12 protein-coding genes are annotated in these 16,583 nt (G+C 69.9%); 6 read left to right on the forward strand and 6 right to left on the reverse strand.

The window, feature by feature from the left end:
• Positions 1-98: 98 nt before the first annotated feature.
• From AC1ZQA_RS05375 to AC1ZQA_RS05395, 5 genes are all read right to left on the reverse strand, one after another.
• A complete protein-coding gene (locus AC1ZQA_RS05375) occupies positions 99-854 on the reverse strand; it encodes an ABC transporter ATP-binding protein (RefSeq protein WP_482678790.1) in 756 nt (251 codons plus the stop codon).
• Positions 851-2,095, reverse strand: a complete 1,245-nt coding sequence (locus tag AC1ZQA_RS05380) for a branched-chain amino acid ABC transporter permease (protein ID WP_482678791.1) — start codon at positions 2,093-2,095, stop codon at positions 851-853. Before AC1ZQA_RS05380 ends, AC1ZQA_RS05375 begins: the two co-directional genes overlap by 4 nt.
• On the reverse strand, positions 2,092-3,066 hold the full coding sequence (locus tag AC1ZQA_RS05385) for a branched-chain amino acid ABC transporter permease (RefSeq protein WP_482678792.1): 975 nt from the start codon (positions 3,064-3,066) through the stop codon (positions 2,092-2,094). Before AC1ZQA_RS05385 ends, AC1ZQA_RS05380 begins: the two co-directional genes overlap by 4 nt.
• Positions 3,067-3,102: 36 nt before the next feature.
• On the reverse strand, positions 3,103-4,410 hold the full coding sequence (locus AC1ZQA_RS05390; RefSeq protein WP_482678793.1) for a branched-chain amino acid ABC transporter substrate-binding protein: 1,308 nt from the start codon (positions 4,408-4,410) through the stop codon (positions 3,103-3,105).
• Positions 4,411-4,603: 193 nt separating this feature from the next.
• Positions 4,604-6,919 carry a TonB-dependent receptor plug domain-containing protein gene (locus AC1ZQA_RS05395; protein WP_482678794.1) on the reverse strand — a complete coding sequence of 772 codons (2,316 nt, stop codon included), beginning with the start codon at positions 6,917-6,919 and terminating at the stop codon, positions 4,604-4,606.
• Positions 6,920-7,052: 133 nt separating this feature from the next.
• Here AC1ZQA_RS05395 and AC1ZQA_RS05400 point away from each other — a divergent pair, with 133 nt between their 5' ends.
• From AC1ZQA_RS05400 to AC1ZQA_RS05425, 6 genes are all read left to right on the forward strand, one after another.
• On the forward strand, positions 7,053-8,981 hold the full coding sequence (locus tag AC1ZQA_RS05400) for a chorismate-binding protein (RefSeq protein WP_482678795.1): 1,929 nt from the start codon (positions 7,053-7,055) through the stop codon (positions 8,979-8,981).
• A gap of 73 nt (positions 8,982-9,054) precedes the next feature.
• Positions 9,055-10,536 carry a cryptochrome/deoxyribodipyrimidine photo-lyase family protein gene (locus AC1ZQA_RS05405; protein WP_482678796.1) on the forward strand — a complete coding sequence of 494 codons (1,482 nt, stop codon included), beginning with the start codon at positions 9,055-9,057 and terminating at the stop codon, positions 10,534-10,536.
• Positions 10,533-10,721, forward strand: a complete 189-nt coding sequence (locus AC1ZQA_RS05410; protein WP_482678797.1) for a DUF2256 domain-containing protein — start codon at positions 10,533-10,535, stop codon at positions 10,719-10,721. The genes AC1ZQA_RS05405 and AC1ZQA_RS05410 overlap by 4 nt, the downstream gene beginning before the upstream one ends.
• On the forward strand, positions 10,718-12,283 hold the full coding sequence (locus AC1ZQA_RS05415; RefSeq protein ID WP_482678798.1) for a cryptochrome/photolyase family protein: 1,566 nt from the start codon (positions 10,718-10,720) through the stop codon (positions 12,281-12,283). Before AC1ZQA_RS05410 ends, AC1ZQA_RS05415 begins: the two co-directional genes overlap by 4 nt.
• On the forward strand, positions 12,280-13,482 hold the full coding sequence (locus AC1ZQA_RS05420; protein WP_482678799.1) for an FAD-binding domain-containing protein: 1,203 nt from the start codon (positions 12,280-12,282) through the stop codon (positions 13,480-13,482). The genes AC1ZQA_RS05415 and AC1ZQA_RS05420 overlap by 4 nt, the downstream gene beginning before the upstream one ends.
• Positions 13,475-14,221 (forward strand): SDR family NAD(P)-dependent oxidoreductase, encoded by a 747-nt coding sequence (locus AC1ZQA_RS05425; RefSeq protein ID WP_482678800.1) that lies wholly within the window; start codon positions 13,475-13,477, stop codon positions 14,219-14,221. The genes AC1ZQA_RS05420 and AC1ZQA_RS05425 overlap by 8 nt, the downstream gene beginning before the upstream one ends.
• Before the next feature lie 120 nt (positions 14,222-14,341).
• On the opposite strand, the gene AC1ZQA_RS05430 is transcribed toward AC1ZQA_RS05425, so the two are convergent.
• A complete protein-coding gene (locus tag AC1ZQA_RS05430; protein ID WP_482678801.1) occupies positions 14,342-16,426 on the reverse strand; it encodes a diguanylate cyclase domain-containing protein in 2,085 nt (694 codons plus the stop codon).
• Positions 16,427-16,583: the final 157 nt, after the last annotated feature.

The raw sequence follows: 16,583 nt of genomic DNA on the forward strand, positions 1-16,583 counted from the left end.
GGATTCGGCTGGCGCGCGAACACGCGCAGGCGTGTTCGCTGGTCCAGCCTCATCCCCGAGGGAGTCGATCGATTCCTCGCAGCGGCGGTGCGCAGCGTTCATGTCCACATCCCCAGATAGACCGCCTGCACCTGCGGATCGGCGCGCACGTCTTGCGGCGTGCCGTCGGCGAGCACCCGGCCTTGGTGCAGCACGACCACGCGGGTGGCAAGGCGAAACACCGTATCGAGGTCGTGCTCGATCAGCAGCAGGGTGCGGCCGGCGCAGACCTGCCGAGTCAGTTCGACCATCTGCCCGGCCTGCTCCCGGCTCATGCCCGCAGTTGGTTCATCGAGCAGCAGCAGCGGCGCCTGACCGGCGAGCGCCAGGCCGAGTTCCAGCGCGCGCAGGCGGGCAGCGTCGATCTGCCGCGCCTGCAGGTCGGCCACGTCAGATAGGCGCAACGCGCGCAACCAACCCGCGGCGTCCTGCTCGATCGCGGTGTCCGCGGCGAGCCGCTTCAGCCAGTTGCCGCGGCTGCGCGCCAGCAGCGCGCAGCGCAGGTTGTCGGCCACGCTCAGCTGCGCGAACACCTGCGGCGTCTGGAAGCTGCGGCCCACCCCGGCGCGGGCGATCTGCGCCGGGCCGAGGCGGTCGATGCGGCGCCCGTCCAGCCACACGCTGCCTGCGCGCAACGGTCGTAACCCGCAGATCGCCTGAAACAACGTGGTCTTTCCCGCGCCATTCGGGCCGATGACCGCAACGCGTTCGCCGCGCCGCACCTGCAGGTTCACGTCGGCGAGAACCGGCTGGCCGCCGAGCACGCAGCGCACGCCGCGCAGCTCGAGCAACGGGGACGATTGCGCAGCGTTCATCGCAACAAAGCGCTGGCGCGCAGCTGCCGGGCAAACGCCCGCGCCACCGGCACGGCGAGCGCCAGGCCGGTGGCCGCCAGCAATGCGGCGCCCACCCAGACATCGGCGCGGTGCGGCGGCAGCTGCAGGCCGTACAGCCGCACCTTGCCGCCGATTTGCAACTGCTGGCGCACCGCGTAAACCAGTTCGACCAGACTGCTCAGTCCGATTGCGGCGAGCGCTGCGCACACCAGCAGTGCGGCCAGCCCCCAAAGCAGATCGGGACTCCGTGCTGCGCGCAACTGCCGCGCCAGATCGCGCAGCACCGCGCTCAGCCCCTGCGGCGCCCAGATCACGATCGCGAGAAACCCCAAGCCGACGTAGAGCATCCAGGCACGCGAGACCGCAGCCAGCAGCACCTCGCTGCCGACCATCATCCCCGCGCCAAGCAGCGCGCCCCAGACCGTGCCGCTGCCTGCGGCCAGGCTGAACAGCAGCGCCATGCTCGATAGCTGCAGCCCCAGAGAGCCGGCGCTGGCCTGCTCGATGCGCAACGTTTGCAGCGCGCCGGAAATTCCCGCGAGAAACGCGCCGAACAGCAGCAGCCGCAACCGTACCGCGCGTGGCGCGATGCCGCTGGCTGCCGCACGCAGCGGGTTGTCGCGCACCGCGCGTGCGAGCAGCGCCAGACGCGTCGCGTCGAATTCGCGCAGCAGCGCCGCGCCGAGCAGCACGTAGGCGGCGCTCACCCCATACACCTGACGCTGCGACAGCAGGTCGATGCCCAGCCACACCGGGCCCGCGGTGCGGTCGGTCGCCACGCCGCCCTCGCCGCCGAAAAACCCCTGCAGCATCGGCGCGAGCAGCGCCACCAGCACGCCGAGCCCCAAGGTGGTCATGGCAAAGCTCAGCCCCCCGCGCCGCACGCAAAGCGGCCCAGCGAGCAGCGCCACCGCCGCGGCGAACACTCCGCCGTAGAGCGGAACCAGGACGAACGGCAAAGGCCAGCCATGCGCTGCGATGGTGTTCATCGCATGCGCCGCGGCGTATGCCGCCAGCCCGAAAAACAGCGCCTGGCCGAAGATCAACAACCCCAGCCGGGTGTGCAGCAGACCGATGGCCAGCAACAGCAGCCAGGCGGTGGCGATCTGGGCCAGCAGCCCGAACCCCGCCGGGCCGAGCGGCAGCGCCAGCGGCAGCGCGAGCAGCGCAGGCCATGCCAGCGGCCCGCGTACGCGTTGCAGCAGCCCTGCGCGGCTCACAGCGCCTCGTCCCGGCCGAGAGCGCGCGTCAGGCCGTGCGGCTTGAGCGCCAGCACCATGACCAGCAGCACATACGGCAGCAGCGGCGCGGCGCGCGACAGATCGAGATGCAGCAGACTGGGCACGATGCCATCTTGCGCCGGCCAGTTCGCAGGTGCACTCCAGCCCAGGCGCTGCAGCGCGTCGGCCAGCGAGCCATCGACCGCCACCGCGAGCGTCTGCACCTCGCCGACCAGCAGCGCGCCGAGCAGCGCGCCGCGCAGCGACCCCAGCCCGCCGATGATGATCACCGCAAACAGCAGCGCGCCCATTTGCGCGGCCATTCCCGGCTCGGTGATCAGCAGCGGCCCACCCACGGCGCCGGCCAGCCCGGCCAGCGCCCCGCCGACGGCGAACACCAGCGTTTGCACCGCGGCGACGTCATGCCCGAGCGCGGCGACCATCTGCGCATTGGTCAGCGCCGCCTGCACCACCAGGCCGACGCGGGTGCGCCACAGCAGCAACCACGCCGCGCCGAGCGCCGCCAGCGCCACCGCCATGACAAAGCCGCGATACACCGCAAAGTCCAGCCCGCCCAGACGGAACAGGCTGCCCTGCAGCACGGCGGGAATGCCATACGGCACCGATGCGCTGCCCCACACCAGCCGCGCAGCCTCGACCAGCACCACGCCGAACGCGAAGGTGGCGAGCAGCTCTGGCAGATGGCCCTGTGGCCGCAGGCGCCGCAGCACGCCCAGTTCGAACAGCGTGGCAACTGCAGCAACCCCGATGGGTGCTGCCAGCAGCCCGCCCCAGAACCCGAGCCACTGGCCGGACTGCCAGGCGAGGTACGCGCCGAGCATGTAAAAACTGCCGTGCGCGAAGTTGAGCACGCCCTGCAGCGAAAAGATCAGCGTCAGCCCGCTGGCCAGCAGGAACAGCAGCAGGCTGTAGCTCAGACCGTTGAGCAGGGACAGCAGCAGGGCTTCCATGCGCGCACGCGCCAACTCATGCGCCGGGCGGGGCGCTCACTGTGCGCCGCCCACCGCGCTGGCGTGAATCTTGGGCGGCTTGACCGGATAGATTTCGGTGGTCAGCGGGCGCTGCATGGTGCACTGCGCGGGCAGAGTGGTCTGCGATGGCGGATAGGTGTGGTCCAGCGCGAAGGTGTAGCCGGTGTTTTCGACGTTGTATGGGCTGGCCGCGGACACCGGCTGCCAGGTGCTCACATAGATCGGCTGCAGCAGTTGATGGTCGGCGGCGCGCATCGTCACTTCGCCGTTGAAGGTGTGGAAGGTCAGCCCCTCCATCGCGCTGGCGACCTTGATCGGCTCGATGCTGTGCGCCTTGGTCATCGCCGCGGTCAGCAGCAGCAGCCCGGTGTAGGTGACGGGCACTGAAAAATCCTGCTTGTACTTGTCGCGAAACCCTTTTTGCAGGCTTTGCAGGATGCCCGGCAAATTGGGCTCGCTGTAATAGACCAGCTTCACCCTGCCAGCGTCGTGCGGGCCGATTTCGCTCGGCGCGCCCAGGCTGCTGGCGTAGAAGGTGTACAGATCGGCCTTGAGGCCGCCCTGCTGCGCCGCCTTGATCAGCAGGGTGAGATCCGGCCCCCAGTTGGCGGTGATGACGCAATCGGCCTTGGCCGCCTGCACCTTGGCGATGTAGGGCGAGAAGTCCTTGACCTGGCCGAGCGCGACAAAGTCTTCTCCGACGATCTGGATGTCCGGGCGCTTGCGCGCGAGCATCTCGCGCGCGTACTTGGCCACCTGGTGGCCGAAGGAGTAATCCTGCTCGATCAGGTAGACGCGCTGGATGTCCGGGCGGTTGCGGATGTCGTCGGTCATCGCCTGCAGGGTCATCGGCACGCTGGGCTGCAGTGCGAAATGCCAGAAGCTGCAGTCGCTGCCGGTCAGCGCCGGGTCGACCGCGGCGTAGTTGAGATAGACCACCTCCTTGCCCGGATGGCGCGCGTTGTGCCGGCTCACCGCCTTGGACAGCGCCAGCGCCGCGCCCGAACCGTCACCCTGCAGCACGTAGCGGATGCCCTGATCGACCGCTGCCTGAAACGCGGTGAGCGTATCCTGCACCGCGCCCTTGTTGTCGAACGGCACGATCTCGAATTTCACTCCGGCGGTGTTGCCGCGGTTGACCCGCTCGGCAACGAACTGCCAGCTCTGCAACTGGTTCTGCCCGACCGCGGCAAACGGACCGGTCAGCGGATCGATGAAGGCGAGCTTGACCACCGGAAGCTCGCGCGCACGAGCGGGCACTGCGCCCAGCAACAGGCTCCCGGCCAGGGTGGAAAGAAACTGTCTGCGCGTGGTGGAGTGCATGGCGTCTATCGTTTGTTCGAGGGGCGAACAAAAACGCCAATGCTATTGCATCCCCCGCCCCTTCCCAGCCTTCCCCAAGCGGCTGGGGCAGGAGCGATCGCGGCGTGCTTGCCGGGTTTGCTCCCTCCCCGCTGGCGGGGAGGGTTGGGGTGGGGTGGTGCTGTGGCGGCCGCGAGGCAGCCTCGCGCCACCGTCAGAACGCGACGGTGCCGCGCAGGTAGACGCTGCGGCCGGGGCCGGGCACGGCGATGCCCCAGGGCAGGCCGTTGATCGACATGGTCGTGCCCTGGCTGACATAGGCGCCACCGGTGGGCAGGAAGTAGAGCTTGTTCAGCACGTTTTCCACGCCGAAGTCCAGGCGCGCCTGCTTCCAGCCGTAGCTGGCGCGCAGGTTGAGCAGGCCGTAGCCGCCGGTGGGAATTTCGTTGCGCATGGCGTTGACCTGGGTCTTGGCCTTGACCAGCACCCACTCGACCGCGTTGTTCCAGCCGCCTGCGCTTTGCGTGAGCGTGATGCGCGCGTTGAGCGGCATGATGCCGTAGAGGTTGTCGCCGGTGGTGCGGTTTTCGCCGCGGGTGTAGTTGACCAGCGCGTGCAGCCCCAGCTTGCCGATCGCACTATCCCCCAGCGGCATCTTGCCCGAGAGGTTCAGCCCGTACAGCCGCGCGGTCTGGTTGACGTACTTGAGGATGACGAACTGGTTTTTGGCCAGCACGGCCGCCGGCGCGTTGGTCATCGGGTTCCACTGCACCGCGTCGATGTAGTCGGCCACCTGGGTGTAGAACGGCTGGGCGCTGAATTGCCAGGATTTGTCGGCGGTGTGCCAGTCGAAATCGGCCGACAGCGTCGTGGCCTTTTCCGGCTTGAGGTTGGGGTTGCCGATATAGCCGTTGCCGTCGCCGACGAAGTTGTTCATGATCGCCGCCATCGCCCAGGTGCTCCACGGGTAGCGCTGGTAGAGGTTGGGCGAGCGTTCGTTGTGCGACAGGCCAAGCGCGATGTCCTGCGTGGGAGAGAGCGTCCAGCGCGACTGCAGCGCGGCGTCGATGTTGGTGTCGGTGCGCTTGCGGCCCAGGGCGTTGAATGCGTCGGCGTCGCGCTTTTGGTAGTTCATCATCGTGCCCATGCCGTTGGTATTGGCGTAGCCGTGCACCGGGCCGGCGTCGGTGCTGACCCGCTCCACGCGCAGACCGGCAAGCGTCTGCCATGCCGGGGTCAGCTGCTTTTGCCATTCCCCCCAGACCCCGGCGCGGTTGCGCTGGCCGTCGTTCACGTTGAGAAAGGTGTTTGGCCACATCATGCCGCCCGACGGCGTCCAGTAGTCGTCGAGGTGGTAGCGCTGCACGTCCAGCCCGACGCGCAGCACGTCTTGCGGCGAGACGTCGATGCTGGCCTGGAGCTTGGCGCCGGTGGTGCGGCTCGCCGTGTACATCGGCATGCCGGAGGCGCAGGTGGGCGAGATCGGGCTGCACGGATAGCCGCCGACGCTGCCTTGCATGGTCTGGCTGCCGTACCAGAAACGCTTGTCCGGCCCGAAATCCATGAAGTGATCGACGGTTTCATGGTAGAGGCGGGCATCGAGGCTGCCCCAGCCGAAAGTCTTCAACCAATGCAGGTTCACGCGCTTTTCGGTGTTGCCCAGCATGTCCATGCGCTGGTTGGGGTAGAGCTGGTACGGCACGTCCTGGTAGCCCAGGCCGAGTTCGAGCAGCTGGTCGCCCCCTTTCCACGCCAGGCCCAGGGTGTGGTTGCGCACGTCGTACGCGGTCGATCCGACCACGTCGCGGCCCAGCGTCACCCCGGGCCGGCCGGTGGCGGTGAAGGTCTTGAAATCGCCGCCGGCGGAATAGTCGTCGGCCTTGACCAGCGCGCCGTCGTAACGGATGGCGAACGACGGGGTGGCGTAATGCGCCGAAAGGCCCAAATTGCGCGCGTCGCCGTTGCTCGCGTAGCCGGCGCTGACCTCGCCCCCGGCGATGCTCGCCTGGCCCGGGGCGGCGAACTGCGGCGCGCGGGTCTGCACCTGGATCGCGCCGCCGATGGCGTCTGCCCCGACCGACACCGGCGCCATCCCGGCTGGATAGACCGCAACGCTTTGCACCTGCGACGGCGAGGCGTACGACAGCACCGGATTCATGTGGTTCGGGCAGGAGGCGATCAGCCCCATGCCGTCGAGCTGGATCGCGAGCTGGTCGTCGGACAGCCCGTTGTACTGCGGCAGCCCCGACACGCGCCCTGCGGCGTTGACCGACAGCCCGGGCAGGCCGAGCAGCAGGCTGGCGGTGTCGTTGGTTGCGGCGCGGCGCGCGGCCAGACCGAGCGTGCCTTGCCACTGCGCCCAGCTCGATGGGCTCTCGCTGGAGCCGGTGACGACGACCGGGGCGAGGGTTGTGGTGTCGGCGGCACGAGCCTGCGTGCAGGCCAGCGTCGCCAGCGCGGCGCCGAGGGCGAGCGACAGCGCGGTGCGCGACAGCCGTCCGCAGGGAAGATCGGGGAAAGAGGTTTGCATGGAGAATGGAGAGGTGAGTTGAAACATGGTGTGACAAAAAACCGCAGCCCCGCACTCTAAAAAACGCCCCGCCGCGCCCGCTGCGACAAAACGTCGCGTTTGTCGGCTGCGCGGCACAGGGGTTTTCCCCAAAATGACAGCCCTCGCCCCGACCGAATCCTTTGTGTTGTTCGACGACGCGCAGGCCAGCGCGGAGCAGCCCACCAGCCGTCTGCTGCTTGGCCCGCTTTCGCACCGCTGCGCGCACGCGCAGCAGCAGGTGCTGCCGGTGTTTGCCGAACTCGATTGCGCGGTGGCGCAGGGCCAGCAGGTTGCGGTGTTCGTGGCCTATGAGGCGGCGCAGGCGCTGGCGGGACTGCCGGTGCACCCGCCCGCAGAAGGCGGCGCGCCGCTGGTCGAGCTGCTGACCTTTTCGCAAGCCTCATTGCTGAGTGCCGAGCAGGTGTCGCAATGGCTGCAGGCGCAGCGCGCCGCCTTGCCCGCGCCGCTGGCAGAGCAGCCCTGCGGCGTGGCCGGGCTGCGCGCGGGCGTGTCGCAAGCGCAGTACGAGCGGGCGCTTGCGCGCATCGCCGCGCACCTGCAGGCGGGCGACAGCTATCAGATCAACTTCACCTGGCCGCTGCAGGGGCTGGCCTTCGGCCATCCGCTGGCGCTTTATGCCGCGCTGCGCAAGGCGCAGCCCACGCGCCATTCCTGCCTGGCGCGGCTTGCCGGGCGCTGGGTGCTGAGCTTTTCGCCCGAGCTGTTTTTCGCCCGCGATGGCGGCCAGCTGCGCGCGCGGCCGATGAAGGGCACGGCTTTGCGCCAGCCCGACCCGCAGGCCGATGCGCAGGCCGCGCGGCAACTGGCCGCCGACCCGAAAAACCGCGCCGAGAACCTGATGATTCTCGACCTGCTGCGCAACGATCTGGGGCGGCTGGCCGTGCCGGGCACGGTGCAGGTGCCCGAGCGCTTCACCGTCGAGCCGTATCCAACGGTGTGGCAGATGACCTCCAGCGTGCAGGCCACGGTGGACGAATCCCGCGCACCGCGTGCGTGGGCCGAGGTGTTTGCCGCGCTGTTTCCGTGCGGTTCGGTCACTGGCGCGCCCAAGCGCATGAGCATGGACATCATCCGCCAGCTCGAAGCCGTGCCGCGCGGGCTGTATACCGGCGCGCTGGGCTTCATCGATCCACGGACTGCGCAGCGGGGGGCGCTGGCCGTGTTCAGCGTGCCGATCCGCACCCTGGAGCTCAGCGATGCCGTGGAGACCGCAGGAGAGGCTGCGGGAACCCGCGCGCTGCGCCTGGGCGTGGGCAGCGGCGTGGTGATCGACTCCAACCCCGCTGCCGAATGGCAGGAATGCTGGGACAAGCTGCGCTTCGTCACCGCGTTTGATCCTGGCTTCGGCCTGATCGAGACCTTCGCCGCGCTGTGGCCGCAACAGGCCGAGCGCATCGAACGCCACCTGGCACGGCTTGCGCACTCGGCGGCATTTTTCGGATTTGCCTGCGACCTGCCGGCGATCCGCAGTGCAATCGCGCAGGCGCACGCTGGCCTGCCCCACGCCGCGCCGCTGCCGCCTGCCGCAGACGATGCCTGGAGCCAAGCCTGTGCCGCGCTGGCACCCGCGCCGTGGCGCACGCGGTTGGTCCTGCGCAAGTCCGGCGACTTCGAACTCGACGTGCAGGCCATGCCGAGTGCACCACCGCTGCCGGTGCGCCTGCTGCTGGCCAGCGATGCGCTCGATGCCGCCGACCTGTTCCTGCGGCACAAGACCACCCATCGCGCCCGCTACGACGCCGCGTGGCGCATGGCCGAGGCGCAGGGCGCGTTCGACCAGCTGTTCTGCAACACCCGTGGCGAGCTGTGCGAAGGCGGGCGCAGCTCGCTGCTGCTGCGGCTGGACGGTGCCTGGTGGACGCCGCCGCTGGCGAGCGGTCTGCTGCCCGGCGTGGCGCGGCAATGGCTGATCGACCGCGGTGCTGTGCGCGAACGCGTGCTGTGGCCCGACGATCTGCGGTGCGCCCAGGACATCGCCGTGGTCAACAGCGTGCGCGGGGTGCTTGCGGCGGTCGTCTGACATGCCCGCAGGCGCCGTCGGGGAAACCGGCCACGCGCAGCGCCTTGCACAAGGCGCATGGCATCATCGATGCATGTCGACTCTGGCTCTGGTCTGGTTCAAGCGCGATCTGCGGCTGAGCGATCACGCCCCGCTGGCTGCTGCCGCGCGGTGTGATGCGGCGCTGGCGCTCTATGTGGTCGAGCCCGAGTGGATCGCCAGCCCCGAGTGCGACCCGCAGCATGTGCGGTTCGCCGCCGACGCGGTCGCGGCGCTGCGCGGCGCGCTTGCCGCGCGCGGACTGCCGCTGCTGGTGCGCCGCGACGACATGCCGCAAGTGCTCGCCGACCTGCACCGCGCGCTGCGCTTCACCCACCTGTTCAGCCACGAGGAAACCGGCCCAGGATGGAGCGATGCGCGCGACCGGCGCGTGGCGCAGTGGTGCCGCGCGCACGGGGTGACCTGGCAGGAGTGGCCGCAAAACGGCGTGGTGCGCGGCTTGCGCGACCGCCGCGGCTGGGCGGCGCGCTGGCAGGCGCGCATGGATGCGCCGTGCATCGCTCCCCCTGCGCTGTTTTGCACCGTCGCGGCGCTGCCGCCAGCCGGGGATTTCCCGTCTTTGCCTGAGCTCGGCCTGCCGCCTGCACGGCCCACGCCTGCTGCCAGTGAGCAAGCGGCAGCGGCGGTGCTCGAGAGCTTTTTGTCGCAGCGCGGCGCGCATTACCGCCGCGATCTCTCGAGCCCGCTCACCGCCGAGACCGGCTGCTCGCGGCTGAGCGCGCATCTGGCCTTCGGCACGATGTCGATGCGGCAGGTGCACCAGGCCACCGAGGCGCGCATCGCGCAGCTGCTGCGCGCTGCCGATCCGCAGTCGCGCAGCTTTGCCTACCACCTGCGCGGCTTTGCCGGGCGGCTGCGCTGGCACTGCCACTTCATGCAAAAGCTCGAAGACCAGCCCGACATCGAGTTCCACAACTTCGCCCGCGTCTACGACGGCCTGCGCGAAGCCGCGTTCGACCGCGCGCGCTTCGACGCCTGGCGCGAAGGCCGCACCGGCTACCCCATGGTCGATGCCTGCATGCGGTGTCTCAACGCCACCGGCTGGATCAACTTTCGCATGCGCGCGATGCTGGTGAGCTTTGCCGCGTACCACCTGTGGCTGCACTGGCGCGAACCCGGGCTGCACCTGGCGCGGCAGTTCCTCGATTTCGAGCCCGGCATCCACTGGAGCCAGATGCAGATGCAGTCGGGCACGACCGGCATCAACACCCTGCGCATGTATTCGCCTGCCAAGCAGCAGGCCGACCACGACCCGCAGGGCGTGTTCATCCGCCGCTGGGTGCCGGAGTGGGGCACGCCCGACTACCCGCCGCCCATCGTCGAGGAGCGCGCCGCGCTCAAGCAGGCCAAGGATCGGCTGTATGCCATCCGCCAGACCCCGGCCGCACGCGAGGAGGCGCAGGCGGTGCAGCAGCGGCACGGTTCGCGCAAGAGCGGCCTGCCGCCTACCGACCGGCGGCGCCGGGGGCGCAGCGCCGCGCAGACTGCGCCTGCCCAGCGGGAGTTGTTCGAATGAGCGCGCCGCGCGCCGGGCACAAGGGCAACAAGTCCCACCTGCCGAGCAAGCCCTGCGCGGTCTGCGGCCGGCCGATGAGCTGGCGCCGCGCCTGGGCGAAGAACTGGGAGCAGGTGCGCTACTGCAGCGAAGCCTGCCGACGCATCGCCCGGGCGCAGCGCGCCGCAACCGCAGACCACGCATGAACGCCCCGCCACGCCCGGCACCGCAACCGCTGCGCCACCTGGTGCTGGTGCTGGGCGACCAGCTCGACCTGCACGCAAGCGCGTTCGACGGCTTCGACCCCGCTCAGGATGCGGTGTGGATGGCCGAAGTGGCCGAGGAGTCCACCCATGTGTGGTCGAGCCAGCCGCGCATCGCACTGTTTCTCGCCGCGATGCGGCACTTCGCCGCCGAGCTCACCGCGCGCGGCTGGGCGCTGCACTACACCCGCCTCGACGACCCGGCCAATACGGGACGCCTCGCCACCGAGCTGCGCCGCGCGGTGCAGGCGCTGCGCCCGGCGCGGCTGGTGCTGACCGCACCGGGCGACTGGCGTGTATTGCACGCGCTGCAGGCCGAGGCCAAGGCGCTGGGCCTGCTGCTCGAGTTGCGCGACGATCGCCACTTCTACGCCACGGTGCGCGACTTTGCCGCGCACGCCCGCAGCCGCAAGCAGCTGCGCATGGAGTATTTCTACCGCGCGATGCGCCAGCAGCACGGCGTGCTGATGGACGGCGACCAGCCCGCAGGCGGGCAGTGGAACTTCGACGCCGACAACCGCGAGGCGTTTGGCAAGGACGGCCCCGGCGCGGTGCCTGCGCCCGCGCGGTTTGCGCCCGACGCCCTCACCCGCGAGGTGCTGGCGCTGGTGCGGCAGCGCTTTGCCAGCCATCCCGGCAGCCTCGACGACTTTGCCTGGCCGGTCACGCGCGCGCAGGCGCGCGCCGCGCTCGACCGTTTCGTGCGCGAGCGCCTGCCGCAGTTCGGCCGCTGGCAGGACGCGCTCTGGCCCGGGCAGGCGTGGCTGTGGCATTCGCAACTGTCGGCGGCGCTCAACCTCAAGCTGCTCACCGCGCGCGAAGTGGTCGCTGCCGCAGAGGCCGCGTGGCGCGCAGGCGTCGTGCCGATCGCCAGCGCCGAGGGCTTCATCCGCCAGATCCTCGGCTGGCGCGAGTACGTGCGCGGCATCTACTGGACCCGCATGCCCGGGTATGCGCAGGCCAACGCGCTCGGCGCGCACGCGCCGCTGCCTGCCTGGTTCTGGAGCGGCGAGACCGCCATGGCCTGCCTGCGCGATGCGCTCACGCAAACGCTGCGCACCGGCTACGCGCACCACATCCAGCGGCTGATGGTCATCGGCCTGTACGCGCTTTTGCTCGGGGTCGAGCCGCGCAGCATCAGCGACTGGTTTCTCGCGGTGTATGTCGATGCGGTCGAGTGGGTCGAGCTGCCGAACGTCATCGGCATGAGCCAGTTCGCCGACGGCGGGCTGATGGCGAGCAAGCCGTACATCGCCAGCGGCAAGTACATCGCGCGCATGAGCGCGGGCAGTTTGTGCCGCGGCTGCCGCTTCGACCCCGCGCAGCGCACGGGCGAGCGCGCCTGTCCGTACACCGTGCTGTACTGGGACTTTCTGCTGCGCCACGAGGCGCTGCTCGCCGCCAACCCGCGCATGGGAATGCAGGTCAAAAACCTCGCCCGCCTGGGCGCGGACGAGCGCGCGCGCATCCAGTCGCAGGCGCAGGCGATCCGGGAGGCAGCGTGAGCCCGGACGCGGCAGAAGACTTCGCGCCGACCCTGGATGCGGCACTCGCGCGGCTGGCTGCGGTGCGGCCGCAGGCGTACGCGCGAACCCGCAACCATCTGCACGGCGCGGTCACGCGGCTGTCTCCCTATCTCACCCACGGGTTGTTGCAGCTTCATCAGGTGGTCGGCGAGCTGCAGCGCCGCCACGGTCTGGGGCTGGAGCACAAGCTGCTGCAGGAACTGGGCTGGCGCGCGTATTTCCAGCACACCTGGCGCTGCGACGTCGCGGCCATCGTGCAATCGCACCACCCCGGCCCGCTGCCCGATGCGGCGTACGCGCGCACGCTGCCCGCGGATTTGCGCGAGGCCCGCACTGGCGTGCCGGCGATCGACCAGGCGGTGCGCACGCTCTACGCCACCGGCTATGTGCACAACCACGCGCGCATGTGGCTGGCGTCCTACACCGTGCACCTGCGCAAGGCGCACTGGCGCGCGGGCGCGGACTGGATGGTCGCGCATTTGCTCGACGGCGACCTCGCCAGCAACCATCTGTCGTGGCAATGGGTGGCGGGAACCGCGAGCAGCAAGCCGTATGTGTTCAACGCCGACAACGTCGCCCGGTTCGCCCCGCCCGCGTGGCACAGCCCGGGCACGGTGATCGATGCCGACTACCCGGCGCTCGCGCGCCTGGCGGCAACGCCGCGCGATGCGGGCGCCGAGCCGGGCGCGCCGCAGGAGGGCGTGGCCGAGCCGCCGCTGCACACCGCACCGCTAGAGGCGGGATTTGCCGCGCCGGATGCGCGCGCGGTCGCCGGGCGCGATGTCTGGCTGGTCCATCCCTGGGCGCTGGGCGAGGCGCCGGCCGGTTTGCTGCCCGTTGCCGTGCTCGACGCCGACTGGCACGCGCGCTGGCCGTGGTCGGCGCGGCGCTGGCAGTTCGTCGTCGCGCGCATGCAGGTGCTCGCCGAGCTGCGCTGGTTCGCACCACAGGCGCAACTGCTACTCGCGTTGCGCGCAGCGCGCACGGTGCAGGGCTGGCGCAGCCCGCATCTGGGCGCGGCGTGGGACGGTCTGGGGCTGGCCGAGCCGCCGGCGCCCTGGCCCGAGCCGCCGCAGCGCTGCCGGTCGTTTTCCGCGTACTGGGCCTGGGTGCAAAAACACGCAGCGCAGGCCGCATCTCCCATCCCCAACCGACAAGGAGCACTGTTCCATGACTGACGCCTCTCCCCCCATCGTCTTGGTCACCGGCGCGCGCGGCGGCATCGGCCGGGCGCTGTGCGCGCGACTGCACGCGCAGGGTTGGCAGATCGCGGCGGTCGGCCGCGACGCCGCGCAGCTCGCCGACGTGCCGGCGCACGCGCGCATCGGCGCAGACACCACCACGCCCGAAGGCGCAGCCGCCGCGGTCGCCGCCTGCGCCGCACAACTCGGCGCGCCGACACACCTGGCGCATTGCGTCGGCAACACGCTGATCGCGCCGCTGCACCGCACGTCTGCGGCGCAATGGCGCGAGGTGCTGCGTGTCAACCTGGACAGCGCGGTCGCCATGCTCGGCGCCTGGATCGCGTCGCGCCGCGCGGCGCAGGCGCCGGGGGCTGCGGTGCTGGTGAGCTCGGTGGTCGCGCAGATCGGCGTGGCCAACCACGAGGCGATCGCCGCGGCCAAGGCCGGGGTCGAGGGTCTGGTGCGCAGCGCCGCAGCCACCTATGCCGCGCAGGGCCTGCGCATCAACGCCGTCGCCCCGGGCATGACCGAGACGCCGCTGACCGCCGGCATGCTCAAGGTGCCCGCGATGCGCGAAGGCGCAGGCAAGCAATACCCGCTGGGCGGTGTGCAGACCGCAGATCAAATCGCCGCGGCGATGGCCTGGCTGCTGTCGGACGCAGCCAGCCGCACCACCGGCCACATCCTGCCGGTCGACGGCGGCTTCACCCACATCCGGCCGCTGGTGAAATAAGGCAGCCAGGCAGGCGATCTTTGCGCTCTCCCCGCTGGCGGGGAGGGTTGGGGTGGGGCGGCGGCAGGGTATCCCCCTCCCGGCCTCCCCCACGAGTGGGGGAGGTGAGTACGGCGCGGTTCAGCGCATCACAGCGGCGGACTTGGCGGCCTTGCTCGCATACATCGCCTTGTCCGCCAGGCGCATCAGCATATCGGCATCGCGCGCGTCGATGGGATAGCTGGCGATGCCGATGCTCATGTCCATCGGCAGTTGCACATTGGGCGCGATGTCGAACGGCGCGGCCACGGCCTGGTGCAGGCGCTCCACGCTGTGGGCGAACTGCCCGTGCACTTCCAGCGGGTTCAGGTCTTCCATCACCACGATGAACTCATCGCCACCCAGCCGCGCCAGATAGTCGCCCTGGCGCCGCACCGCCTGCAGGCGGCGGGTGAGCTCGCGCAGCACGCGGTCACCGGCGCTGTGGCCCCAGGTGTCGTTGATGCGCTTGAAGCCGTCGAGGTCGATCATGCCCAGCGCGAAGGCATTGCCCTGCCGCCGGGCGCGCTCGATCACGGCGGGCAGGTATTGCTCCAGCGCGTAGCGGTTGGGCAGGCCGGTCAGGGTGTCGTGCCGTGCGCGGTGCGCCTCGATGCGCTGCAACTGGCTCAGCCGCTCCTTCACGTCGAGCTCGTCCAGCCCGTAGCCCAGCAGCGCGGCCACTTGTTCGCACAGGCCGATGGTCTGGTCATCGAAGGCGCCCGCCTGCGGCGAGGTGAACACCAGCACGCCCCACAGCGCCCCGCCGCGCAGCACCGGTGCAGCCAGCGCGGCATGCCAGCGATAGTGCGCCAGCGTCTGGCGCCAGGGCAGCATGTGCGGGTCGTGCAGCAGATCGTTGCAGACCTGCAGGGTCTGCGTATCCCACACGCGCAGCACCAGTGGCGCACGGTTGGTGTCGTTCAGACGCACGCGAAAGTGATCGAGCTGCACCGCGCCCTCTCCGGCGCGGGCCAGGATGTGAAACGCGCCGTCCGGGTCGGGCTGCGCCAGCCACGCGGCGTGAAATTGCGTGTCCTCGGCGAGGGTGTTGCAGGTGTGCACGACCATCTCGTCGGCGCTGCGGGCCTGCAGCACCACTTCGCCAACACGGATCAGCGCGCTGTAGAGCTTCTGGAGACGCTCGATGTGCGCCCGCTGGGCGATGGCCTGCAGCCCGCGCTCCAGGCTGGCGCCGAGGCTTTGCAGCCATTCGCGCAAGCTGGCCTCTTCACCGGGCAAAGTGGCGGCTTCCACGCAGAGCAGCGCCTCGATCCGGCCCTGAACACGCAGGGGAATGCACGCAGCGGTCACGCCGTCGCGGGGGATGAACTGGAGCTGGCCCTCGCGCCAGGCGGCTTCAGCCATGGGGTGTGCGGCTGCGTCTTTCGGTGGCTCGACGCTGGTGGACAGCAGAACGGTGGCGCGCAGCAACGCGCCGCTGTCGACTGCCGCCGCGCAGACGGCCGTGTAGAACGATTCGGCGTGCGTTGCGGTCGCGCCGAGTTGATTGGACTGCGCCAGCACCGCATGGAGCCGAGCCTGCCGTTGTGCACGCGCACTGCTGGCCTCGGCGCGCGTGCGCCAGTCGAGCAGTTGCAGAAACTGGCTCTGACCCCGGCGGATTGCCACCGCGAGGTAGAGCAGATAGATGCAGACCATGGCCGCCATCGCGGTGGTCATGGGCGTGTCGGTGAAAAACAGCCGCGCGGCCAGGGGAAGGATGAGCGAGACGATGAACACCCCGGAGGTCCAGGCATCGAAGGCCAGGCCTGCCACTGCCGCGCCGCTGATTCCGGCCAGAATGAACGCCACCATGCTCTGCGCCAGCCGATCGGCAGGAAACAGCGCCACGGGTATCGCTCCCCAGCTTGCGCCCGTGGCCCAGGCGGTGCCGCGCAGCAGCCGCAGCCTGCGGTGTCGTTGGTTCGTTTCGGCGTCTGTGGCACTGCTGGGTGAGCGCCGCCAGGCCAGCCAGAGCAGCAGGCGCATGCCCTGCAGACCCAGCATCACTGCTGCCCAGATCCACAGGCCCGTGCTGGCCAGGCTGCTGCTCAGCAGGGCCACGGCGATGAGCGCCACCATCGCGTTGGTCACCGCCGAGACCGGCAGCGTGTCCAGCAGCAGGTTGCTGCGGGCGGCGGCAATCGTCTCGGGCGGTGTGGTGGTGGCGTTGCTGGGCGGCATGGGACGCTGAACACGGAGCATCATTGAAAAACAATGTAAATGCGTCGACCCGAGGCGCCAAGGTGCAAGGGCCGTTCTCCCAGTCGAAAAAGACAACTAGTTCCGCAGAACGGGGATTTTTGGCGCTGTGGGATGGAGGCCGACGTGCAGATTCCGA

The organism is Thiomonas sp. DCM-2 (genome assembly GCF_056820905.1).

What these genes read in the sequence shown, in the direction of transcription:
- AC1ZQA_RS05390 (WP_482678793.1), bottom strand. Translation starts at nt 4,410, where the DNA reads ATGCACTCCACCACGCGCAGACAGTTTCTTTCCACCCTGGCCGGGAGC.
- AC1ZQA_RS05425 (WP_482678800.1), top strand. Translation starts at nt 13,475, where the DNA reads ATGACTGACGCCTCTCCCCCCATCGTCTTGGTCACCGGCGCGCGCGGC.
- AC1ZQA_RS05405 (WP_482678796.1), top strand. Translation starts at nt 9,055, where the DNA reads ATGTCGACTCTGGCTCTGGTCTGGTTCAAGCGCGATCTGCGGCTGAGC.
- AC1ZQA_RS05410 (WP_482678797.1), top strand. Translation starts at nt 10,533, where the DNA reads ATGAGCGCGCCGCGCGCCGGGCACAAGGGCAACAAGTCCCACCTGCCG.
- AC1ZQA_RS05400 (WP_482678795.1), top strand. Translation starts at nt 7,053, where the DNA reads ATGACAGCCCTCGCCCCGACCGAATCCTTTGTGTTGTTCGACGACGCG.
- AC1ZQA_RS05430 (WP_482678801.1), bottom strand. Translation starts at nt 16,426, where the DNA reads ATGCCGCCCAGCAACGCCACCACCACACCGCCCGAGACGATTGCCGCC.
- AC1ZQA_RS05385 (WP_482678792.1), bottom strand. Translation starts at nt 3,066, where the DNA reads ATGGAAGCCCTGCTGCTGTCCCTGCTCAACGGTCTGAGCTACAGCCTG.
- AC1ZQA_RS05375 (WP_482678790.1), bottom strand. Translation starts at nt 854, where the DNA reads ATGAACGCTGCGCAATCGTCCCCGTTGCTCGAGCTGCGCGGCGTGCGC.
- AC1ZQA_RS05415 (WP_482678798.1), top strand. Translation starts at nt 10,718, where the DNA reads ATGAACGCCCCGCCACGCCCGGCACCGCAACCGCTGCGCCACCTGGTG.
- AC1ZQA_RS05395 (WP_482678794.1), bottom strand. Translation starts at nt 6,919, where the DNA reads ATGCAAACCTCTTTCCCCGATCTTCCCTGCGGACGGCTGTCGCGCACC.